Below are 20,954 nucleotides of genomic sequence, written 5' to 3' on the forward strand. Positions count from 1 at the left end.
GGGCGGGGCGGGGCGGGGCGCGGTGCGCGGCGCGACGCGGCGCACGGCCCGACGCGGCGCGACGTGCTCGCGCACAAGCAGAAGCACGTCGCGCCACGTGATCACGTGGCGCGACGTGCTTCCGGTTGTGCGGACGCGTGCAGGGCGCGCCGGCGACGAACCATTGAAACGACATCGAACCAGGCGGATCGCCTGGTTCGATGTCGAGAACGTGGTTCGACGCGACGCGACGCCGCGCGCCGCGCTACATGCGCTCGGGCGCACTCACCCCGAGCAGACCGAGACCGTTGCGGACGACCTGCCCGGTCGCGTCGTTCAGCCACAGGCGCGTGCGGTGCAGGTCCGTCACGGCCTCGTCGCCGAGCGGCGTCACCCGGCAGGAGTCGTACCAGCGGTGGTACAGCCCGGCGAGCTGCTCGATGTACCGCGCGATGCGGTGCGGCTCGCGGAGCTCCGCGGCCTGGCGCACCACGCGCGGGTACTCGGCGAGGGCTCCGAGGAGGGCGCTCTCCGTCTCGTGCGTGAGCAGGGACGCGTCGAACGCGGAGCGGTCCACGCCCGAGGCCGCAGCGTTGCGGGCGACCGACTGCGTGCGGGCGTGGGCGTACTGCACGTAGAACACCGGGTTGTCGTTGGTGCGCTTGGTGAGCAGGTCGAGGTCGATGTCGATCGAGGTGTCGCTCGCGAACCGCACGAGGGCGTAGCGACCGGCGTCGACACCCACGGCGTCGACGAGGTCCTCCATCGACACGATCGTGCCGTTGCGCTTCGACATGCGGAAGGGCTGGCCGTCCTTGAGCAGGTTCACCATCTGGCCGATGAGGATCTCGAGGTTCTTGCCGGGCTCGTCACCGAACGCCGCGCACATCGCCATCATGCGACCGACGTAGCCGTGGTGGTCCGCGCCGAGCATGATGAGGTTGCGCTCGAAGCCGCGCTCGCGCTTGTCGAGGTAGTACGCCAGGTCGCCCGCGATGTACGCCGGCTGCCCGTCGGACTTGATCACGACGCGGTCGCGGTCGTCGCCGAAGTCGGTCGTGCGGAGCCAGAGCGCACCCTCGGCCTCGTACATCTTGCCGAGGGACTGCAGCCGCTCGATGGCCCGCTCGACGGCCTTCGACTCGTGCAGCGAGTTCTCGTGGAAGTAGACGTCGAAGTCCACGCCGAAGTCGTGCAGCGAGGACTTGATGTCGGTGAACATGAACTCGACGCCCTCGCGGCGGAACAGCTCCTGCGCCTCGTCGCGCGGCAGGTCGCGCACGTCGGTGCCGGCGGGCAGCGTCGCGATGACCCGCGCGGCGATCTCGCCGATGTAGGCACCGCCGTAGCCGTCCTCCGGCGTGGGCTCCCCCAGCGCCGAGGCGACGAGCGACCGGGCGAAGCGGTCGATCTGTGCGCCGTGGTCGTTGAAGTAGTACTCACGGGTGACGAGGCCGCCCTGCGCCTCGAACACGCGGGCGAGCGAGTCACCGACGGCGGCCCAGCGCACACCGCCCATGTGGATCGGACCGGTCGGGTTCGCGGACACGAACTCGAGGTCGATGGACACGCCCTCGTACAGGTCGCCGTGTCCGAACGCGTCGGCCTGGTCGACGATCGTGCGGGCGATCTCACCGGCGGCGGCGGCCTCGAGCGTGATGTTGATGAAGCCGGGGCCGGCGACGTCGACGGACGCGACACCGTCGAGCTCGGTCAGCTCGCCGGCGATCTCGGTCGCGAGCTCGCGCGGGTTCGTACCGAGGCGCTTCGCGAGCTGCATCGCCGCGTTCGAGGCCCAGTCGCCGTGCGCACGGTTCTTCGGCCGCTCGAGGGCCACGTGGGACTCCCCGATCGTCACGGTGTCGGACGCGCCTCGTCGCTCGACGATCCCGGTCAGGATCGACAGGTACGCGGCGGAGAGTTCGGCAGGAGTCACGAGGGTCGAGTCTACCGGGACGCCCAGGTGCCTCGCGGGCCGGTGCCGGACGGTGTGCAGCATCATGGCTGGATGACCTCCCGCAGCCGTGTCCGGGCGATCACCGTCGCCCTGCTCTCCGTGTCCGCCGCCGTCGCCCTGTCCGGCTGCACGGGCGGGTCCGACGACGCGGCCCCGAGCGCGAGCGCCACCCCGATCGGCACCGCCGTGCGGCAGACGTGCGCCGAGCTGCTGCCCACGCGCGTCCTCGCCGTCTACGGCAAGACCTTCGAGCAGGACACGACCTGGACGCCCGCGAAGGGCACGCCGGCCGCGACGATCGCCCGCCAGCGCGGCCGGGTCTGCCACCTCGTCGCCACCGACGACCCGTCGACGACGATCACGCTCGCCGTGGCGCACCTGCCTGAGAAGTCGCTCACGACGCTCAAGGACGCCCTCTACGAGCGCGGTGGGTCCGTCCCGACCTACCGCGTCGAGGGCTACTACGCGCTGGACGACGGCGTCGGCCGCGCGGACGCCTTCCCGGATCCGTACTGGGTCACCACCGAGTCGACGCTGTACACCGAGCCCGGCGGGGCGCAGCCCGTCGTGGACGCGGTGCGCTCCGTGCTGCTGCCGTCCGCGTCTGCCAGCCCGGCGAGCTGACGGCACCGCAGCCGGACGGGAGGCACGGTGCGGGTCCGTGCCGCGCCTCCCGTCCGACGGCGGTCGCGACACGGACGCGACACGCGCTGTCGGGACCGGCTCGCGTTACCTGCTACGGTTGATCTCACCCACGAGCCCCCATAGCTCAGGGGATAGAGCACTGCCCTCCGGAGGCAGGGGCGGAGGTTCGAATCCTCCTGGGGGCACATCGAGCCCCCGGCGTCATCGCCGGGGGCTCTCCTCGTGCACAGGGTGCGTCGCCCGGCCCGGGGCCACCCGATCCGCCTCGGGGTGCACCTCGTCCCAGAGCGCGTCGAGCGACAGTCGAACGACGCTCGCGACCGCCGCGATCGTGGCGAAGGACGGCGTCGCGATGCGACCGGTCTCGATCTTCCGCAGGGTCTCGGGCGACACGCCCGCATCGAGGGCGACGTCGAGGATCGAGCGCTCGCCCCGAGCACGACGGAGCAGTGCGCCGAGCCGGCGACCGCGTTCCAGCTCGGCGGGGCTCAGCGGGAGTCGGACCATGGCGCCGATACTAGTACCGGCCAGACAATACCGGTACGATCATCGGCATGATCGAGATCCTCCCTCCAGCCGAGGTCGACCGGGCCCGCCGCACCGGCGCCCTCGTCGGCACGATCCTGCAGACCCTCCGGGAGCGGACGACGGTCGGCACGAACCTGCTCGAGGTGGACGGGTGGACCCGGACGATGATCGAGGACGCCGGCGCGGTCTCCTGCTACGTCGACTACGCCCCTTCGTTCGGTCGTGGCCCCTTCGGTCACCACGTCTGCACCGCGGTGAACGACGCGGTGCTGCACGGCCTGCCGCACGACCGCGAGCTCGCCGACGGCGACCTGCTCACCCTGGACCTCGCGGTGACCCTGGACGGGATCGCCGCCGACGCGGCGATCAGCTTCGTCGTCGGGCGCGCCGACCCGGCGGACACCGCCCTGATCGACGCCACCGAACGGGCGCTGGCCGCCGGCATCGCCGCCGCGGGCCCCGGCGTCCGGACCGGGGACGTGTCGCACGCCATCGGCGAGGTCCTCACCGCCGCGGGCTACCCCGTGAACACCGAGTTCGGCGGGCACGGCATCGGCTCGACGATGCACCAGGACCCGCACGTGGCGAACACGGGTCGGCCGGGGCGCGGCTACACCCTGCGACCGGGGCTGCTCCTCGCGCTCGAGCCCTGGGTGATGGCGGACACGGACGAGCTCGTCACCGATCCCGACGGGTGGACGCTGCGGAGCGCGACGGGGGCGAGGACCGCGCACACCGAGCACACCGTCGCGATCACCGAGGACGGCGTCGAGGTGCTCACCCGTCCCGGAAGCTGACGCGGTCGAGGCCGGCCACTACGCCTCCGCGTCAGCGTCTCGGCGCCTTCACGTCAGCGCGAGGCTGGAGCGGTCGCCGCGGACCCGGCGCGGGCTCAGGCGTGCGTGAGCGCGATGAGCGCGACGTTCATGGTGCTGTAGGCGCCCTCGGAGCGCGTGGCCTGTCGGACCCGGCCCCGGAGGACCTCGTAGCGGCCGTCCTGCTCACGGACGAAGCCGATGACACCGCTCGCCGGTGTCGAGACGCGGTGGTAGCCGTCCTCCAGTGGGACGACCTCGGTGCTCGTCGTACGCTCCATCGCTTTCCCCTTCCGCTCGTCGTCGAACGATGGCCTCCACCATACCCCGGTCCGGGGTACAAGTCCTCCAGATGACGGACGTCGCCGGGGGTCGTCAGAGGATCCACCCGCTGTGTGCGTGCCCTGGATAGCATCGGGGCGACGGCGCCCGTGCGGGGGCCGTCGGGGGCGCAACGTGGGCTCCCGGACGACGGATGGAGGACGGATGCGAGCGGCTCACCACGGATCGCGCACCGACGATGGATCGGCCCCTCGGGCGCTCGGTCGGCATCGCGAAGGCCCCCACGCGGCCGTCCGCGGCGCCCGCTCGGCGATCACACGCGCCGTGGGTCGGATCGGCGCCGTGCTCCTCGCCGCCGGACTCGTGATCACGCCCGCCGCAGCAGCCCACGCGACGGACCCGGTCGACCTCGGCGGTGCCTACGTGGTCGACGAGGCCGGTGCCCTCAGCAGCGGTCAGCGGACCCAGGTCGAACGGGCGGTCCAGGACCTCTACGACCGGACGCAGACGCAGCTCTACGTGGTCTACGTGCCGACCTTCACGAACCCGACCGACCACGCCGCCTGGGGTGACGCCCTGATGGAGCGCAACCAGATCGACTCCGACGCGATCGTGCTCTCCGTGGCGGTCAACGACCGGATCGCCGACATCCAGCAGACGAACGCGACCGCACTGTCGAGCAGCGACGTCGAGTCCGCCTACCAGCAGGACGCCGTCCCGCAGCTGCGGGACGGCGACTGGGCGGGCGCCGCCGTCGCCCTCGCGGACGGACTCGTCTCCTCGCAGGCCCCGCCGGACCTCACCTGGCTGTGGGTCCTGCTGCTCGTGGTCGTCGTCGGTGCGGTCGTCGCCGTCCTGGTGATCCGCACCCGCAACAAGCGACGCACCGCCGAGGCCGCACGAGCGCAGGAGGCGTCCCTCGCCGGGCTCGAGCGCAAGGCGGGCGCGGCGCTGGTCACCATCGACGACGAGCTCCGGACGGCCGAGCAGGAGGTCGGCTTCGCCACGGCACAGTTCGGCGAGGACGCGGCGAAGCCCTTCGCCGAGGCCGTCGCGACCGCGAAGCGGAACGTGCGGCAGGCGTTCTCCTACCAGCAGCAGCTCGACGACGAGGTACCGGACTCCCCGCAGCAGCGCGCGCAGTGGGCGAACCAGATCGTCGCCATCTGCGAGCAGGCCCACGCGTCCATCGACGAGCAGACCGAGGCCTTCGACCACCTGCGGTCCCTCGAGGACGGGGTCGAGGACGCCGCGACCGCCCTCGCCTCCGCGGTCGCGGCAGCCCCGGTCGAGCTCGACGCCGCCCGCCGCGCGCTCGACCGGGTGCGCGGGTCGTACGGCGGCCGGACCCTGGCGACGGTCTCCGACAACGTCGACCAGGCCGAGCAGGTCCTCGGCTACGCGACGGAGCGGTCGCAGGCGGCGACCGCGGCCATCGCGTCCGGGGACAAGGGCGAGGCGGTCATCGCCGTGCGCGACGCCCAGCACGCGCTCGCACAGGTGCAGCAGCTGACCGCGAGTGCGACCGGCGCCGAGCGCACCTTCGCCGAGGCGACCGCCCGGGTCCAGGCGATGCGCGCGGACATCGAGGGAGACGTCGCCGCAGCCCGTTCGATGCGGTCCGGCGACCCGGCCCTCGCGGCCGCGGTGACCCGTGCCGACACCGTCCTCCGCCAGGGCTCCGACCCGCGCGACCCGATCGCCGCCGTCGACGCGCTGACGAAGGCGAACACCGAGATCGACGCCGCACTGGCCGCCGCGCGCGGTGCACAGGAACAGCAGCAGCGCGCACGCCGCGCCCTCGACGACGCCCTGCGCGACGCCCGGGCCCGGATCAGCCAGGCGCGCGACTTCATCTCGCTCCGCCGGGGAGCCGTCGGCACGACGGCCCGGACGCGCCTGTCCGAGGCCGAGCGCGCGCTCGACGACGCGGTCGACCTCGCCACGAGCGACCCCGCCCGTGCCCTTGGGGCTGCACGCGCCGCCGAGCAGTACGCCGCCGCGGCGATGGACGCGGCGAACGACGACATGGGCGGATGGCCCGGGCAGGGCGGCGGCGGCAACGGCGCACAGCTCGGGGGCCTCGTGACCGGGATCGTGCTCGGCGGCCTCCTCGGCGGACGCGGCGGCAGCTACGGGGGCGGCTCCTTCGGCGGCGGGGGCTTCGGCGGCGGCGGGGGCTTCAGCGGCGGCGGGGGCTTCGGCGGAGGCGGCGGCGGGGGCGGCGGGGGCTTCTCCGGCGGCGGCCGCTTCTGACAGCCGACACCACCCCCTCGGGACACACGACCACCAGGACCAGCAGCACCACGAGAGACCTTCCACGAAAGGGAACACAATGGCAAAGCAGACGATTCTCGGCCGGATCTCCTCGCTCATCCGGGCGAACGTGAACCAGCTCATCGACGACGCCGAGGACCCGCAGAAGATGCTGGACCAGCTCGTCCGCGACTACACGAACAACATCGCCGACGCGAAGACGGCGATCGCGCAGACGATCGGCAACCTCCGCCTGCTCGAGCAGGACCACGAGGAGGACAGGCGCGCGGCGACCGAGTGGGGTCAGAAGGCCGCCAACGCCTCGGCCGCCGCCGACAAGTACCGCGCCGAGGGCAAGACCGCGGACGCCGACAAGTTCGACAACCTCGCGAAGATCGCGATCGGCAAGCAGATCGCGGCCGAGCAGGAGGTCAAGGACAACGAGGGCCCGCTCGCCACGCAGAACGAGCAGGTCGAGAAGCTCAAGTCCGGGCTGGCCGGCATGGAGCAGAAGCTCGAACAGCTCAAGGCCAAGCGCGACTCGCTCGTCGCCCGGCAGAAGACCGCCGAGGCGCAGTCCAAGGTCAACGACGCCATCGGCAACATCGACATCACCGATCCGACGAGCGACCTCAACCGCTTCGAGGAGAAGGTCCGCCGCGAGGAGGCGAAGGTCCTCGGGCAGCAGGAACTGCAGTCGTCGAGCCTGGACGCGCAGTTCGAGAGCCTGGAGGACGTGGGTCGCGACGCCGAGGTCGAGGCACGTCTCGCCGCGCTGAAGAACGGCGGGTCCGCGGGTATCTGACGCGGAACTGCGGACGGCGCCGGACCCTGCTGCCAGACTGAGACGATGCAGTTCCTCGTCGTCGGTCAGTGGCAGGGTTCGGCGTCGTCGCGCGCGATGCGCCTCGGCGACGGAGCACAGGCCATCGCAGCCGATCTCCCCCGCGCCGCCACGACCGTCGTCGACGTGCCGGCCGGCGCGGGCGACCGGCTCGAGACCGCCGTCGCCCGCTACACGTCGGTCCGTGCCGTGGCCGACCGCGTCGCCGAGGAGACCGGCGTCGCGAGCGAACCCGTCCTGGTGGTCGGTGGTGACGGGTCGAGCGTGCTCGGCGCCTCCGTGCTCGTGCGTCCGGACACCGCGTTCGTGCGCATCGCCGGATCGAGCGGCTACCGGTCGCTGAACCGCGCACAACCCGTCGCAGCCGAGACCGCCGTCCTGCGCCTGCTCGTCGACCGCCCGGAGGACCTCTTCCCCGACCTGCCGGTCCTGGACCCGGCCAGGGTCGTGCTCGCCGGGGTCCGCGGAGTCGAGGACGCCGAGATCGCCGCCCTCGACCGGGTCGGGATCACCCACCTCGACGTGGACGCGGCGACGCCGGACGCGATCGCGGTCGCGGTCGGGTCCACCGGCGCCGAGCGCGTCTTCGTCCACGTCGACCTCGACGTGCTCGACCCGGCCGAGGTGGACGGGCTGCTCGAGCCGGTGCCCTTCGGGATCGACGCCTCCGGTCTGGTCGAGCGCATCCAGGCCGCGACGCGGGGACGGCGACTCGTCGGGGCCGCGCTGACCGGCTTCGCACCGGTGGACCCCGACCGAGCGGTCGACGACCTGGGCGTGATCCTGCGTGCGGTCGGTGCCCTGACGACCGCGTCCCGCACCACCGACCGCGGCTGACCGGTCCTCCGGATCCGCGCCGCGCCGTGCACGGCCGACGCCCCGCCGCTCCGCGTAGGTTCGGGAGCATGACGGACTACGACCTCATCGTGATCGGCGCCGGCGCTGTCGGCGAGAACGTGGCGGACTACGCCCACAAGCGCGGCCTGTCGGTCGCCGTGGTCGAGGCTGAACTGGTCGGCGGTGAGTGCTCCTACTGGGCGTGCATGCCGTCGAAGGCGCTCCTCCGCAGCGGCCACGCGGTCGCGGCTGCGAAGCGCGTCGACGGTGCCGCGCAGGCGGTCACCGGGCACGTGGACGCCGCGAAGGTGCTCGCGCGCCGCAACTCCTTCACCTCCGACTACCAGGACGACAGCCAGGTGGCCTGGCTCGAGTCCGCCGACATCGCCCTGATCCGCGGCCACGCCCGCATCACCGGCGAGAAGACCATCGAGGTCGGCGGCGAGACGCACACCGCACGCGCGGCCGTCGCCGTCGTGACCGGTTCGCTGCACCAGCTGCCGGACGTCCCCGGTATCGCGGATGCGCAGCCGTGGGGCACCCGCGAGGGCACCAGCGCCCAGCAGGTCCCGGAGAGCCTGCTCGTCATCGGCGGCGGCGTCGCCGGCTCCGAGCTCGCGACCGCGTGGGCCTCCCTCGGGTCGAAGGTCACCCTGGTCGCCCGGCACGGGCTGCTCGGCGGCATGGAGCCGTTCGCCGGTGAGCTCGTCGCCGACGCGATGCGGGAACTCGGCATCGACGTCCGCACCGGTGTCAGCCCGACGCGGGTCGACCGCGACGAGCACGGCCTGGTCACCACGACGCTCGACGACGGCACCACGGTCGTGACGAGCGAGGTCCTCGCGGCGACGGGTCGGAAGGCGCACACCGCCGACCTCGGCCTCGACTCCGTGGGGCTCACCCCGGGCGACTGGCTGCAGGTCGACGACACGATGCTCGTGCAGGGCACCGACTGGCTCTACGCCGTCGGCGACGTCAACCACCGCGCACTCCTCACCCACCAGGGCAAGTACCAGGCACGCGCCGCCGGCGAGGCCATCGCCGCACGAGCGCAGGGCCGCCCGGTGCACGCCGAGCCCTGGGGCGCCCACGTCGCGACCGCCGACCACGCAGCCGTCCCGCAGGTCACCTTCACCGACCCCGAGGTGGCGAGCATCGGCCTGACCGAGGCCGCGGCACGCGAGCAGGGCATCGACGTCCGCGCGGTCGAGTACGACCTCGGTGCGATCGCCGGCTCGGCGCTGCAGGCCGACGGCTACACCGGCCGGGCGAAGATGGTCGTCGACGAGTCCCGCGGCGTCGTCGTCGGCGTGACCTTCGTCGGACAGGACGTCGCCGAGATGCTCCACGCGGCGACGGTCGCGGTCGTCGGCGAGGTCCCCGTCGACCGGCTCTGGCACGCGGTCCCGGCGTACCCGACGATGAACGAGGTCTGGCTCCGCTTGCTCGAGACCTACGGCCGACCGGAGTAGGGGTGCGCAACCCGCTCCTCGACTCCCCCGTCTCGCGCGCCGGTTGGGTGTTCGCGACCGCGGTCGGACTGGCCGTCGGGGTGCCCTTCTCGACCGGGCGGATACGGGTCGAGGACGGGTTGATCGTGTGCACGGGGCTGCCGCGCTGGGCGTTCCGGCGCGGCGGCACGTGCGTCGGGTCGGTGTACCTGACGCGGGACAACGACGGCCCGCGCGTGCTGCGGCACGAACGGGTGCACGTGACGCAGTGGCGTCGCTACGGCATGCTCATGCCGCTGCTCTACGCCCTCGCGGGGCGCGACGCCGCCCGCAACCGCTTCGAGGTGGAGGCCGGTCTCGAGGACGGCGGCTACCGCTGACCGGGTGACCCACCACCGGACGGGAGGCGCACGGCGGGTCCGCCCCGTGCCTCCCGTCCGTCAGGCGGTCCGCTCCGAGCCACCGAGCGGGCCGGATCCGTCACCCTCGTCACCCCGGACCGACGGATCGCACCCGCTCGACGAACGCGAGCGGCATGTCCTGCCCGCTCGGGGCAGGCAGCACCCGCGCCGAGCCGTCGGCGGTCAGGCGACACGCCGGCGTGGCACCACCAGGGGTGTCCCGGTCTCCGGGTCGGGCACGACCACGCAGGGCAGTCCGAAGACGTCCTCCACCAGCTCCGAGGTCAGCACCGCGGCCGGCGTGCCCTGTGCCACGATCGCCCCGTCGCGCATCGCCACGAGGTGCGTCGCGTACCGGGCGGCCTGGTTCAGGTCGTGGAGCACCGCCACGAGGGTGCGGCCCGCAGCGTGCAGTGCCGAGGCGAGCTCGAGCACGTCGTACTGGTGCGCGATGTCGAGGAACGTCGTCGGCTCGTCGAGCAGGACGATGTCGGTCTCCTGCGCCAGCACCATCGCGATCCACACGCGCTGCCGCTGCCCACCCGAGAGCTCACCGACGCTCCGGTCGGCGAGCGACACGGTGTCGGTCTGCTCCAGCGCGGCCTGCACGGCGGTGCGGTCGGAGCCGGACGACGGGTGCAGCAGGTCCTGGTGCGGGAAGCGGCCGCGGGACACGAGGTCCCGGACGGTGATGCCCTCGGGTGCGACGGGCGTCTGGGGCAGCATGCCGACCCGACGGGCGACGGCCTTCGGGCGGAGCGAGTCGATCGGGGTGCCGTCGAGGAACACCGTGCCGGCGCTCGGCCGGAGGGTGCGGGCGAACGCCTTCAACAGGGTGGACTTGCCGCAGGCGTTCGGACCGACGATCACGGTGAGCTCCCCGTCGGGCACGTCGACGTCGAGCGACGACACCACGGTCCGGTCGTCGTACGCCAGGGTCAGCCCGCGCGCCCCCAGGGCCGTCGTCGGGACGGGACCACCGGCTCGCCCGGACGGCGCCGGGGCGGACGCTGCCGTGTTCAGTGCTCGGCCTTGCCGTGCCGCCAGTACCCCATGAACGCGACCTGCCGACGGTCGAGTCCGACGCCGCGCACGAGGTGTCGGCGGAGCTCCTTCACGCAACCGGCCTCGCCCGCGATCCAGGCGTACACCGGTCGCTCGTCGAGCGCGGCCGGCACGTCCCAGAGCACCTGCTCGTCGACGTCCACGTCGGCCAGGTCCACGGCGCCGCGCACCGGCTCCGCCACCGAGGCGGCCCCGGTCGTGACCTCGGCGGCCCAGGCGTGCACCTGGTCCGTCATCCGGACCCCGTGCGAGGCACCGTTGCGGGCGATCCACCGCACCTCGACACCGGCGGGTGCGGTGACCGGCAGCCGGTCGGCGTCGGTCGGGACCTCGATGAAGACGTGTCCGACGGTCGCCACGTCGAGTGCCTCGAGGATGGCGCAGATCGCGGGAGCGGCGGTCTCGTCCCCGGCGAGCAGGATCCGGGTCGCGCTTCCCGGCGCGAACTCGGCGGCGCCGCTCGGCAGCTCGGCGGGCGAGGACGGCACGGCCGGACCGACGATGCGGAGCTCGTCCCCGACACGGCACGCCGACACCCACCGCGAGGCCGGTCCGGTGTCCCCGTGCGCCACGAAGTCGATGTCGAGCTCGCGGGCGTCCGGACGGAAGGACCGAACGGTGTAGGTGCGCAGCGGGTTCCGCTCGGCGTCGGGCAGTGCGCGCCACGCGCCGTACCAGTCGTCACCGTCGGGCAGGTCGGTGAACCCGTGTCCGGGGATCGGCAGGACGACCTTGATCCGCTGGTCGAGCCCGACCGCGGAGAAGTCCGCGAGCGCGTCACCGGTGAGCGTCACCCGGACGAACGACGGGGTGAGCGCCGACACGGCCGCGACGCGGACGGAGAAGACTCGGTACCGGGCTGCCACGAGGTACGAGTATGGCATGCCTTACCTAAGGCTTCCAGGGTGCAACGGGGTACCCGACGGGGTGCGAGGATCGGACCCGTGCACGAACCCGACGACGAATTCTCGGACCTGGCCGCGCTGGCGGCTGCGAGCGGCGTGACGGAGCCGCTCCGCGCCTCCCGGCAGGTGGTCCGGACCGACGACGGACGCGAGACCGCGGCGATCCGCTGGGACACGGCGGACGGCCGGGAGGCACGGATCACCTACCTGCACGGGCTCGGCATCGACGCGCACAGCTTCGACCAGACCGCGATCGCGGTCGGGCAACCGGCGGTCGCCCTCGACCTGCCCGGGCACGGCCGGTCGTCCTGGCGGGACGACGCCGACTACGGCGCGAGCGCGACGGCTCCGCAGGTGCTGGCCGCGCTCGACGCCCTCGGGGTCCCGCCGGGCGTGGTCGTCGGCCACTCGCTCGGTGCCATCCTCGCCGCCCGCCTGGCCGCGACCTCACCCGAGCGTGTCACCGGCCTGGTGCTCGTGGACATGTCCCCGGACTTCGCGCAGCGCGCCGTCGACCGCATCGCCCGGGCGCTGGAGGACGAGACGCCGTTCGCATCGCTCGACGAGGTCGTCGACCGCGCCGTCGAGGCCCGCGTCGGGGACGACCGCGCGGTGCTCCTCCGCGAGGCCCGGCACACCACCCGGCTCGGCGAGGACGGCCGGCTCGTCCGCCGGCACCACTTCCCCCACCTGCCCTCGGGCCGGACGGCGTCGGTGGGGCGGTTCGCCGACGCGTGGCCCGACCTCGAGGCCCTCGCCGTGCCGGTGCTGCTCGTCCGGGGTGACCGCGGGTACGTCTCGCCGAAGCTGCACGCCGGCTTCACCGAGCGGCTCCCGGACGCCGAGGTCGTGACGGTGACGGCACGGCACGCGGTGCAGAACCAGGCCCCCCTCGAACTGGCGTCGGCGATCCGGGCATGGGGAGCACGGCACCGGTTGTTGCACGAGGTCCAACAACCGTCATCCGGCCCCGAACGCCGGTAACCTCGTGCGAGCGCGCCGCGACGACCGTCGCCCCACGCGCCCGGAAGGAACCCACAACCCATGAGTCCGCTCCTCCCCCGCCGCGGTGGCCGTGCAGCACGCGTCGCCCTGGCCGCCACCGCGGTCGCCGTCGCCTCGGCCCTGACGCTCACCGCCTGCTCGGGCTCCGACAGCAGCAGCGGTGGCGACGACGCCACCGTGCGCGTCGGCCTCGTGCTCGAGCCCACGAGCCTCGACATCCGCACGCAGTCCGGTGCCGCGCTCGACCAGGTGCTCATCGACAACGTGTACCAGGGCCTGGTGGGCCGGACGGCGGACGGGGAGATCCGCGACGTGCTGGCGTCGAAGCACGAGGTCTCGTCGGACGGGAAGACGTACACGTTCACCCTCCGCGACGGCACGACCTTCCAGGACGGCAAGCCCGTCACGGCCGCCGACGTCGTCTGGTCGCTGCAGCAGGCGAAGGACAACGCGTCCTACGTGGACTCCGCCAAGCTGGCGGGCGTCTCGTCGATCAGCTCCCCGTCGGACGGGGTCGTCGAGCTGCAGCTCGAGGCGCCGGACTCCGATCTGCTCTTCAACCTGACCGGCCGCGCCGGACTCGTGCTCGAGCAGGCCGCGACGAACGACCTCTCCGACAGCGCCAACGGCACCGGACCGTACGAGGTGTCGGCGTGGAAGCAGGGCGACTCGCTCACCTTCAGCCGGAACGACGACTACTGGGGCACCGAGCCGAAGGTCGCGAAGATCGTGTTCCGGTACATCACCGACCCGTCGACCGCCGTCAACGCGATGGCCAACGGCGACCTCGACGTGCTGAACCCCGTCGACGGCACCCTGCAGGGCCAGCTGCAGGGCAACCCGGACATCGAGCTGCACCGCGGGAAGACGACCGACAAGTACACGCTCGCCTTCAACGACGCCCAGGCGCCCTTCACCGACGAGCGGGTGCGCCGGGCGATCCGGCAGGCGATCGACCCGAAGGCGCTCATCAAGGCCATCGGCGGCACGGGCGTCGAGCAGGGCGGACCGATCCCCGAGCTCGACCCCGGGTACGAGGACCTGACCGACATCGACGCGTACGACCCCGACAACGCGAAGAAGCTGCTGGCCGAGGCGGGGAAGACCGACCTGGACCTGACCCTCACCTACGCCAACGTCTACCCGGCGACGATCGGTGACGTGCTGAAGTCGCAGCTCGCCGACGTGGGCATCACCCTGAAGGTGGAGCGGGTCGACTTCGCGACGTGGCTCGACCAGGTCTTCACGAAGAAGGACTTCCAGCTCTCGGTGGTCGACCACGTCGAGGCCCGCGACTTCGGCAACTGGGCGAACCCGGACTACTACTTCGGGTACGACAACCGCGAGGTGCAGCGGCTCTACGCGGAGTCGATCGCCGCGACCTCGCAGACCGAGAAGGAACAGGCGCTCCGCAAGGCTGCGCGCATCGTCAGCGAGGACGCCGCCGGCGAGTGGCTGTACACCGCGACGGAGATCACGGCCGTGCGCAAGGGTGTGACCGGGTTCCCGGTCGACGGCGGCAACTCGCGACTCGACCTGGCCGGACTGGCCGTCCGGTGACCACTGCCCTGCCGGTCGCCGGGCGCAGGTCCGGCGACACGGTCCGGCCGGTCGCCGGGCGCCCGTCCGGCGCTGCGCTCCGGGCTCGCGCCGCCGCCCCCGTAGCATCGGACGCGTGACCCGGTTCCTCGTCGGGCGACTGCTGCTGCTCGTCGTCGGCCTGCTCGTGGCGAGCATCATCGTGTTCGCCACGCTGCGCGTGCTGCCCGGCGACGTCGCGCAGATCGTCGCCGGCACCCAGTCGACGCCGGCCCAGGTCGAGCAGCTCCGGCAGCAGCTCGGCCTCGACCGGCCGGTCGTCGTGCAGTACCTCGACTGGATCGGCGGTGTGCTCCGCGGTGACCTCGGCCGGTCGCTCGTGACGAACGGCGCCGTCGGTCCGGAGATCGCGCAGAAGCTCGCCGTCACGCTGCCGCTCGCGGGGATGTCGCTCGTGGCCGCCCTCGTGCTCGGCGTCCCGCTCGGGGTGCTCGCCGCGGTGCTGCGCCGTCGGGCCGGCGGTGCGGTGATCGGCTTCGTCGCACAGGCGGTCGCGGCGGTCCCCGTGGTCTGGGCCGGCATGCTCCTCATCGCGCTGTTCGCCGTCACGCTGCACTGGCTGCCGACGCAGGGCTTCCCGCTCGACGGGTGGGACGAACCCGGTCGCGCGTTCTCGTCGCTCGTGCTCCCCGCGCTCACCATCGGCGCCGTCGAGGGTGCCGTGATCCTGCGGTTCACCCGCTCCGCCACGCTCACGGTCCTGGACGCCGACCACGTCCGGACCGCGGCGGCGATCGGCCTGACCCGGACGCGGGCGCTCCTGCGGCACGGCCTGCCGTCGGTGGCGCTCACCGTGCTGGCCGTCCTCGGCGTGCAGATCGCCGGCCTGCTGGTGGGGGCCGTCGTCGTCGAGCAGCTCTTCTCGCTCCCGGGGGTCGGACGGATGCTCGTGACCGACGTCGGACGACGCGACGTCACGAAGGTGCAGTCGGAACTCCTCGTGCTCACGAGCCTGGTGCTGGTCGTCGGCTTCGCCGTCGACGTCGTGCACCGTGCGCTCGACCCCCGGCAGCGGGAGGTGGGCGAGTGATCCGCCGTCTGCTCGCCCGACCCACGGGGTGCTTCGCCGTCGTCGTGCTGACGCTCCTCGTCGTGCTCGCCGCGGTGTCCCTCGTGTGGACGCCCCAGGACCCGTTCCGCGCCGACCCCTTCCGGCAGTGGGCGGCACCGAGCCCCGCGCACTGGTTCGGCACCGACGCCGCAGGGCGGGACATCGCGAGCTACCTGCTCGCCGGTACCCGGACGACCGTGCTCGTCGCGGTCGGCTCCGGCGTCGTCGCGAGCCTGGTCGGCATCGTCCTGACGGCGATCGGCTCGCTGACCACGAGGTGGGTCCGCGAGGGCACCGCCGTCCTCCTCGACATCCTCGTCGCGTTCCCCACGCTGCTGACCGCCATGCTCCTGACGGCGGTGTTCGGGGGGTCGCTCGGCGTCGTGGTGGTGAGCGTCGGGCTGTCGTTCGGCGTGACGATCGCCCGCGTCGCGCGTGGTGAGATCCGCCGCATCGCCCGGAGCGACTACGTCGTCGCCGCACGGGCCTCCGGCGTCGGGCCCCTCGGCGTGCTCACCCGCCACCTGGTGCCGAACGCGGCGCCGCTGTTCACCGTGCAGCTCTCGCTCGCGATGGCGACGGCGGTCCTCGCCGAGGCCGGCCTCTCCTACCTCGGCTACGGCGCGGGGTCGGACACCGCGTCGTGGGGCAACCTGCTCGCCGACCTGCAGACGTACATCGGCGTGCACCCGTGGAGCGCGACCTGGCCGGGCGCCGCGATCGCCCTCGTCGTCGCCGCACTCTCGCTGCTCGGCGACGCGGTGCGCGACGCGACCGACCCGCGCCTGACCACCGGCGACCGAGCGGCCACCGGCACGCCGGCTGCAACGGGCACCCCGACCGACGACGACCCGGCCCCCGGCGAGCCGACCGACGACGACCCGGCCACCGACGCCCCGGGCGCAGACCGACGCGCACCGGACGCCACCACGACGACCCCGGGGGTGACGGCGTGAGCGACCACCGGACCGGACGCGACGGTCTCGAGGTGACCGGACTGACGGTCCGCATCGCGGGGCGGACGGTGCTCGACGACGTGACGTTCACCGTGCCTCCCGGCCGACGCGTCGGCGTGATCGGCGCGTCCGGATCCGGCAAGTCGATGACCTCGCTCGCCCTGATGGGCCTCGAACCGACGGGGGCCGAGGTGACCGGGAGCATCCGCCTCGACGGCACCGAGCTCGTGGGGATGCGCGATCGGGACCGGGCGCGCCACCGCGGATCCGGCATCGGCATGGTGTTCCAGGAGCCCGCGACCGCCCTGGACCCGCTCCGCCGGGTCGGTGCGCAGGTGGCGGAACCGCTGCGACTGCACCGTGGGCTGGACCGCCGTGCGGCCGCCACCGCCGCGGTCGCACTCGCCGACGCCGTCGGACTGCCCGACCCCGCCGCGCTGCTCCGCCAGTACCCGCACCAGCTGTCCGGTGGGCAGCGGCAGCGCATCTGCATCGCGATGGCGATGGCCGGCTCCCCCGCCTACCTCGTCGCCGACGAGCCGACGACCGCGCTCGACGTCACCACCGAGGCCCGGATCCTCGAGCTCTTCGAACGGCTCTCGACCGAGCGCGGGACCGGCATGCTCTTCGTGACGCACGACCTCGCGGTGCTCGCCCGTATCGCCGACACCGCCGTCGTCCTCGATCACGGCCGCGTGGTCGAGCAGGCATCGGTGCGGTCGCTGCTCGACGCCCCGCAGCACCCGGCGACGGCGGCCCTCGTCGACGCCGCCCGCGCCACCGCCCGCCGCACCGGAGGCCCCGCATGACCGACGCGCTGCACGCCAGCGGCCTCCACCGCACGTACCGCCTGCCACGCCGTGGCCCCTTCGAACCCGGGCCGGTGCGGACCGCCGTCGACGGGGTCGACCTGACGGTCGCCTCCGGGGCGCGGCTCGGCATCGTCGGTGAGTCCGGTTCCGGCAAGTCGACGCTGGTGCGGCTGCTCGCCGGCCTGGAGGCACCCACCGCGGGCTCCGTGACGGCCGGCGGTCGTCCCGTGGTCGCGTCGGCCTCCGCGGCCGCGATGCGCTGGTTCCGTCGCGAGACCGGGGTGGTGTTCCAGGACCCGTACGCGTCCCTCGACCCGCGGATGCGCGTCGGCGCGATCGTCGCCGAGCCGCTCCGTGCGCTGCAGCTACCGGGTGACCACCGCGCGCTCGTGGCCTCGGTCCTGGAGCGCGTCGACCTGCCCGCCGACGCCGCCGACCGGTACCCGCACGAGTTCTCCGGCGGGCAGCGGCAGCGCATCGCGATCGCCCGTGCGGTGGTGCACTCCCCGCGGATCCTGTTCGGGGACGAGCCGATGAGCGCCCTCGACGTGGTCGTCCGCGCCCGGGTGATCGACCTGTTCCGCTCGCTCGCCGACGACCTCGGGCTGACGCTCGTGCTCGTGTCGCACGACATCGGCGTGGTGCAGCGGCTGTGCGACACCGTGGCGGTGCTCTCCGAGGGGCGGATCGTGGAGCAGGGGCCGGTGTCGCTGCTCGACGACCCGCGCCACCCGGTGACGCGGGCACTGGTGGCCGCGGCGCCGACGCTGCCGTAGGGGCGCGGCGGTCGGCGTCGGCGGTCGGCGTCGTCGGCGGTCATCGTCGGCGGTCGGCGTCGGTGGGGGTCGGTCGGCGGGCGTCGCGCGGGCGGAGTGGGCGATGCGACACTTCCGCTGTCGTACGACGACCACGGTGTCGCTCGGCCCGACAGCCGCGACCGGGCTCCGGTCAGGACGACAGATGCGCTGTCGTACGACGACCACGATGTCGCGCCATCCTCCCGAGCCGCGACATCGCACGCGTCGATCGACGTGCGCATCGTCGCAGTCGCGACGCGCCGACGCCGGTGACCAGTCCGCGTCAGCCCGGCGTCACCACGTCGCCGGGTGCCGCCGCTGCCACCGCAGCCGCCGCTCGAGCTGCGCCCCGATGGCGAGCAGCACGCGCTCCCCGCCCGGCCGTCCGATGAGTTGCACACCCATCGGTAGGCCCGCCCCGTCCGGGTGGTCGTCGTCCGTCACCCCGACCGGCAGCGTGATCGCGGGCAGCCCCGACACGTTCGCCATCGAGGTCCAGGGCGAGTAGGCGCACTGCCGCCGGAAGTCCTCCTCGGGGTCGTCCCCGTACCAGCCGATCGGCCGCGGGGTCAGCGCCAGCGTCGGGGTGAGCACGGCGTCGTACGGCGCGAACGTCCGGATCAGCCCGGCCGAGAACGCGTCGAGCGTCGTCATCGCGTCGAGCACCTGCGTCGCGGTCAGCGCACGTCCGCGCTCCACCAGCCACGACACCAGCGGGGTGAGCGCGGACAGATCGATGCCGGGCACGCGGGGCAGCCCCGCAGCGCCGGATTCCCACGCCACCCGGAACGCGTCGGCGTACGGCAGCCGGGGCATGGCGACGTCCTCGACCCCGTGCCCGACCTCGCCGAGCACCCGCACGGCGGTGTCGACCGCTGCCCGGGCGGCAGGGTCGACCACGACGTCGACGGTGTCGTCCCACGGCGAACCGTCGAGCACGCCGACCATGAACCGCCCCTCGCCGCGCACCGCAGCGGCGGTGAAGGGCCCGTCCCCGACGTCGGGCGTGACCAGCGCGTACGGCGAGGGCTCGGGCAGCCCGGTCGGTGCGACCAGGGCGTCGAGGAGCATCCCGGCGTCGGCGACGTTCCGCGTGATCGGCCCGGCGACGCTCAGCCCGCCGAGGCCGGACCGACCGGGCATCGACGGGACCCGGCCGCGGCTCGGCTTCAGTCCGACGAGACCGGTCGCGGCGGCGGGGATGCGCACCGATCCCCCGCCGTCCGTCCCCACGGCCGCGGGCACGAGTCCGGCGGCGACGGCCACGGCGGTGCCGCTCGACGATCCTCCGGGCGCCCGCGTGGTGTCGTACGGGTTCCGGGTGGTACCGATGCGGGTCTCCGACGACGACGACATGCCGAACTCCGGTGAGGTCGTCTTGCCGAGGCTCACCGTCCCCGCTGCGGCGAGCGCCGCCACCAGGGGGTGGTCGGCGGTCGCGGGTGTCACCGGCAGCGCGGCGGAGCCGTGCCGGGTGGGCACACCGGCGCGGTCGTACAGGTCCTTGTCGGCGGTGGGCAGGCCCCAGAGCGGCCGGGAGGTCGGGAGGAGCGTCCCCAGTCGCGCCGCGTGCTCGCGTGCGGTGTCGGCGGTGACGGCCACGAACGCCCCGAGGGACGGGTCGAGCCGCTCGATGCGGGCGAGGTAGTGCTCGGTCACCTCGAGCGCGGTCGCGTCCCCCCGGCGGATCCAGTCCCAGAGTTCCTGCGCCGAGAGGTGGTGGAGTTCGAACACGGTCCCCGAGCCTAGGCCTGCAGGTGCACGGCGAGCACGTCCCGCACCGTCGTCCAGTCGTGCGGCCCGTAGCGGTCGTTCGCGACGTGGTGGAGCTCGGCCTCGCCGCTGAACATGCTGACGAAGTACTGCATCCCCTGCCAGGCGGGGAACGGCTCCGCGTCGTCGGCCCGCGAGAGCCGTCGTCCGACGCGTGCCATCGCGGAGAGCGTCCCGGAGGTCCCGGCCCACTGCGTGCGGAACCGGGTGCCGGTGAGCCGCGAGAGGGTGTCGGCGACGCGCCGGGCGGTGACCCGGTCGCCGGCGACCTCGACGACCCGCGGTGCGTCGGGGTCGAGGGCGACGCGCGCGGTGACCCAGGCGGTGTCGTCCTTCGTGGTGAAGTCGAGCACCTGGTCCGGGGACGACCAGTACAGGACGGTGTGACGGTCGAACAGGATCATCGGGGCCTGTCCGGTGAGCATGTCGGTGAACGCGCCGTTCAGCACGGAGGTCGCCCGGATCGGTGCGGCGTCCAGTGTCGCGGCGAACTCGCGACGCAGCTCGAAGTTCCGGTTCGTCCCGGGGGTGATCGCGCGGTAGTCGGCCGAGTAGTCCGACGGGACGAACCGCGGGACGTCGGCGTCGACCGCCGCGGCGAGCAGCGCGGTCTGTGCGTCGACGACCACGGAGCGGGTGCCGCTCACCGCCGAGACGACGACGTCGACCCCGGCGAGCGCCGTCACGAGTCCGTCGTGGTCGTCGTAGGCGGCGCTGACGACGGAGACACGGTCGGACCGTGCGGTGAGCCGGTCGGCCGCGGGCCCGGTGGCCGAGCGGCTCAGTGCTCGGATCCGGACGTCGGGGTCGGCCGCGAGGAGCGCGTCGACGATGCGGGAGCCGAGGTCCCCGGTGGCGCCGGCGACGAGGACGGTGGTGCTGGTCATGCACCCGACGCTACGCACGGGCGTCCGGCCCCGTCCGTCACCTGCATCCTTCGGTGGAACTCCCGGTGGTGCATCCCTCCGCCGGTCGTCCCGACGAACGGTCCTCCCT

At 73.4% G+C, this 20,954-nt stretch carries 20 protein-coding genes and 1 tRNA gene; 14 read left to right on the top strand and 7 right to left on the bottom strand.

Annotated features, from left to right (window positions below):
• Positions 1–244 precede the first annotated feature (244 nt).
• Positions 245–1,915, bottom strand: coding sequence for an arginine--tRNA ligase (gene argS, locus PIJ49_RS05095; RefSeq protein WP_271826009.1), 1,671 nt, complete (start codon positions 1,913–1,915; stop codon positions 245–247).
• Positions 1,916–1,987: 72 nt separating this feature from the next.
• On the opposite strand from argS, the gene PIJ49_RS05100 reads away from it, so the two are divergent.
• Both PIJ49_RS05100 and PIJ49_RS05105 read left to right on the top strand, forming a co-directional pair.
• Complete coding sequence (locus PIJ49_RS05100; protein WP_271826010.1) at positions 1,988–2,560, top strand: hypothetical protein; 573 nt, start codon at positions 1,988–1,990, stop codon at positions 2,558–2,560.
• A gap of 134 nt (positions 2,561–2,694) precedes the next feature.
• Positions 2,695–2,766: transfer RNA gene (locus tag PIJ49_RS05105), tRNA-Arg, on the top strand.
• A 16-nt stretch (positions 2,767–2,782) separates the two neighbouring features.
• Here PIJ49_RS05105 and PIJ49_RS05110 read toward each other — a convergent pair.
• Entirely contained in the window at positions 2,783–3,088 is a 306-nt protein-coding gene (locus PIJ49_RS05110) for a helix-turn-helix domain-containing protein (RefSeq protein WP_271826011.1), read from the bottom strand.
• Positions 3,089–3,135: 47 nt separating this feature from the next.
• Between PIJ49_RS05110 and map the strand changes: the two genes are divergently transcribed.
• Positions 3,136–3,906, top strand: coding sequence for a type I methionyl aminopeptidase (map, locus tag PIJ49_RS05115; protein ID WP_251159737.1), 771 nt, complete (start codon positions 3,136–3,138; stop codon positions 3,904–3,906).
• A 95-nt stretch (positions 3,907–4,001) separates the two neighbouring features.
• Here the strand turns inward: map and PIJ49_RS05120 are convergent, their stop codons facing one another.
• On the bottom strand, positions 4,002–4,205 hold the full coding sequence (locus PIJ49_RS05120; RefSeq protein WP_058729997.1) for a hypothetical protein: 204 nt from the start codon (positions 4,203–4,205) through the stop codon (positions 4,002–4,004).
• Between the two features lie 325 nt (positions 4,206–4,530).
• On the opposite strand from PIJ49_RS05120, the gene PIJ49_RS05125 reads away from it, so the two are divergent.
• From PIJ49_RS05125 to PIJ49_RS05145, 5 genes are all read left to right on the top strand, one after another.
• Positions 4,531–6,462 (top strand): TPM domain-containing protein, encoded by a 1,932-nt coding sequence (locus tag PIJ49_RS05125; RefSeq protein WP_271826012.1) that lies wholly within the window; start codon positions 4,531–4,533, stop codon positions 6,460–6,462.
• A gap of 79 nt (positions 6,463–6,541) precedes the next feature.
• Positions 6,542–7,267: a PspA/IM30 family protein gene (locus tag PIJ49_RS05130; RefSeq protein WP_271826013.1), complete on the top strand. Its 726-nt coding sequence runs from the start codon at positions 6,542–6,544 to the stop codon at positions 7,265–7,267.
• A 45-nt stretch (positions 7,268–7,312) separates the two neighbouring features.
• The gene (locus PIJ49_RS05135) at positions 7,313–8,143 is read left to right on the top strand and encodes an arginase family protein (RefSeq protein ID WP_271826014.1); all 831 of its coding nucleotides are present in this window, start codon (positions 7,313–7,315) and stop codon (positions 8,141–8,143) included.
• Between the two features lie 68 nt (positions 8,144–8,211).
• Entirely contained in the window at positions 8,212–9,615 is a 1,404-nt protein-coding gene (locus tag PIJ49_RS05140; RefSeq protein ID WP_271826015.1) for a dihydrolipoyl dehydrogenase family protein, read from the top strand.
• Between the two features lie 2 nt (positions 9,616–9,617).
• Positions 9,618–9,974, top strand: a complete 357-nt coding sequence (locus tag PIJ49_RS05145) for a Fe-S oxidoreductase (RefSeq protein ID WP_066654662.1) — start codon at positions 9,618–9,620, stop codon at positions 9,972–9,974.
• Positions 9,975–10,178: 204 nt separating this feature from the next.
• On the opposite strand, the gene PIJ49_RS05150 is transcribed toward PIJ49_RS05145, so the two are convergent.
• On the bottom strand, positions 10,179–10,952 hold the full coding sequence (locus tag PIJ49_RS05150; protein WP_271826065.1) for an ABC transporter ATP-binding protein: 774 nt from the start codon (positions 10,950–10,952) through the stop codon (positions 10,179–10,181).
• Between the two features lie 62 nt (positions 10,953–11,014).
• Positions 11,015–11,944: a siderophore-interacting protein gene (locus tag PIJ49_RS05155; RefSeq protein ID WP_066654664.1), complete on the bottom strand. Its 930-nt coding sequence runs from the start codon at positions 11,942–11,944 to the stop codon at positions 11,015–11,017.
• 60 nt (positions 11,945–12,004) lie between these two features.
• Between PIJ49_RS05155 and PIJ49_RS05160 the strand changes: the two genes are divergently transcribed.
• The 6 genes from PIJ49_RS05160 (at position 12,005) to PIJ49_RS05185 (ending at position 18,164) form a co-directional block, all read left to right on the top strand.
• Positions 12,005–12,949 (top strand): alpha/beta fold hydrolase, encoded by a 945-nt coding sequence (locus PIJ49_RS05160; RefSeq protein ID WP_066654666.1) that lies wholly within the window; start codon positions 12,005–12,007, stop codon positions 12,947–12,949.
• Positions 12,950–13,009: 60 nt separating this feature from the next.
• Complete coding sequence (locus PIJ49_RS05165) at positions 13,010–14,530, top strand: ABC transporter substrate-binding protein (protein WP_209682347.1); 1,521 nt, start codon at positions 13,010–13,012, stop codon at positions 14,528–14,530.
• Between the two features lie 115 nt (positions 14,531–14,645).
• Positions 14,646–15,599 carry an ABC transporter permease gene (locus PIJ49_RS05170; RefSeq protein WP_066654670.1) on the top strand — a complete coding sequence of 318 codons (954 nt, stop codon included), beginning with the start codon at positions 14,646–14,648 and terminating at the stop codon, positions 15,597–15,599.
• Complete coding sequence (locus PIJ49_RS05175) at positions 15,596–16,576, top strand: ABC transporter permease (protein ID WP_271826016.1); 981 nt, start codon at positions 15,596–15,598, stop codon at positions 16,574–16,576. Before PIJ49_RS05170 ends, PIJ49_RS05175 begins: the two co-directional genes overlap by 4 nt.
• Positions 16,573–17,385: an ABC transporter ATP-binding protein gene (locus tag PIJ49_RS05180; protein ID WP_209682344.1), complete on the top strand. Its 813-nt coding sequence runs from the start codon at positions 16,573–16,575 to the stop codon at positions 17,383–17,385. The genes PIJ49_RS05175 and PIJ49_RS05180 overlap by 4 nt, the downstream gene beginning before the upstream one ends.
• A complete protein-coding gene (locus PIJ49_RS05185; protein WP_209682341.1) occupies positions 17,382–18,164 on the top strand; it encodes an ABC transporter ATP-binding protein in 783 nt (260 codons plus the stop codon). The genes PIJ49_RS05180 and PIJ49_RS05185 overlap by 4 nt, the downstream gene beginning before the upstream one ends.
• A gap of 315 nt (positions 18,165–18,479) precedes the next feature.
• On the opposite strand, the gene PIJ49_RS05190 is transcribed toward PIJ49_RS05185, so the two are convergent.
• Positions 18,480–19,919 carry an amidase gene (locus tag PIJ49_RS05190; protein WP_271826017.1) on the bottom strand — a complete coding sequence of 480 codons (1,440 nt, stop codon included), beginning with the start codon at positions 19,917–19,919 and terminating at the stop codon, positions 18,480–18,482.
• Positions 19,920–19,930: 11 nt separating this feature from the next.
• On the bottom strand, positions 19,931–20,845 hold the full coding sequence (locus tag PIJ49_RS05195) for an NmrA family NAD(P)-binding protein (protein ID WP_209682336.1): 915 nt from the start codon (positions 20,843–20,845) through the stop codon (positions 19,931–19,933).
• Positions 20,846–20,954 lie beyond the last annotated feature (109 nt).

Source organism: Curtobacterium uvaldense (genome assembly GCF_028307415.1).
GTDB lineage: Bacteria > Actinomycetota > Actinomycetes > Actinomycetales > Microbacteriaceae > Curtobacterium.

What these genes read in the sequence shown, in the direction of transcription:
- PIJ49_RS05100 (WP_271826010.1), top strand. Translation starts at nt 1,988, where the DNA reads ATGACCTCCCGCAGCCGTGTCCGGGCGATCACCGTCGCCCTGCTCTCC.
- PIJ49_RS05110 (WP_271826011.1), bottom strand. Translation starts at nt 3,088, where the DNA reads ATGGTCCGACTCCCGCTGAGCCCCGCCGAGCTGGAACGCGGTCGCCGG.
- map (WP_251159737.1), top strand. Translation starts at nt 3,136, where the DNA reads ATGATCGAGATCCTCCCTCCAGCCGAGGTCGACCGGGCCCGCCGCACC.
- PIJ49_RS05120 (WP_058729997.1), bottom strand. Translation starts at nt 4,205, where the DNA reads ATGGAGCGTACGACGAGCACCGAGGTCGTCCCACTGGAGGACGGCTAC.
- PIJ49_RS05130 (WP_271826013.1), top strand. Translation starts at nt 6,542, where the DNA reads ATGGCAAAGCAGACGATTCTCGGCCGGATCTCCTCGCTCATCCGGGCG.
- PIJ49_RS05135 (WP_271826014.1), top strand. Translation starts at nt 7,313, where the DNA reads ATGCAGTTCCTCGTCGTCGGTCAGTGGCAGGGTTCGGCGTCGTCGCGC.
- PIJ49_RS05140 (WP_271826015.1), top strand. Translation starts at nt 8,212, where the DNA reads ATGACGGACTACGACCTCATCGTGATCGGCGCCGGCGCTGTCGGCGAG.
- PIJ49_RS05155 (WP_066654664.1), bottom strand. Translation starts at nt 11,944, where the DNA reads ATGCCATACTCGTACCTCGTGGCAGCCCGGTACCGAGTCTTCTCCGTC.
- PIJ49_RS05165 (WP_209682347.1), top strand. Translation starts at nt 13,010, where the DNA reads ATGAGTCCGCTCCTCCCCCGCCGCGGTGGCCGTGCAGCACGCGTCGCC.
- PIJ49_RS05185 (WP_209682341.1), top strand. Translation starts at nt 17,382, where the DNA reads ATGACCGACGCGCTGCACGCCAGCGGCCTCCACCGCACGTACCGCCTG.
- PIJ49_RS05195 (WP_209682336.1), bottom strand. Translation starts at nt 20,845, where the DNA reads ATGACCAGCACCACCGTCCTCGTCGCCGGCGCCACCGGGGACCTCGGC.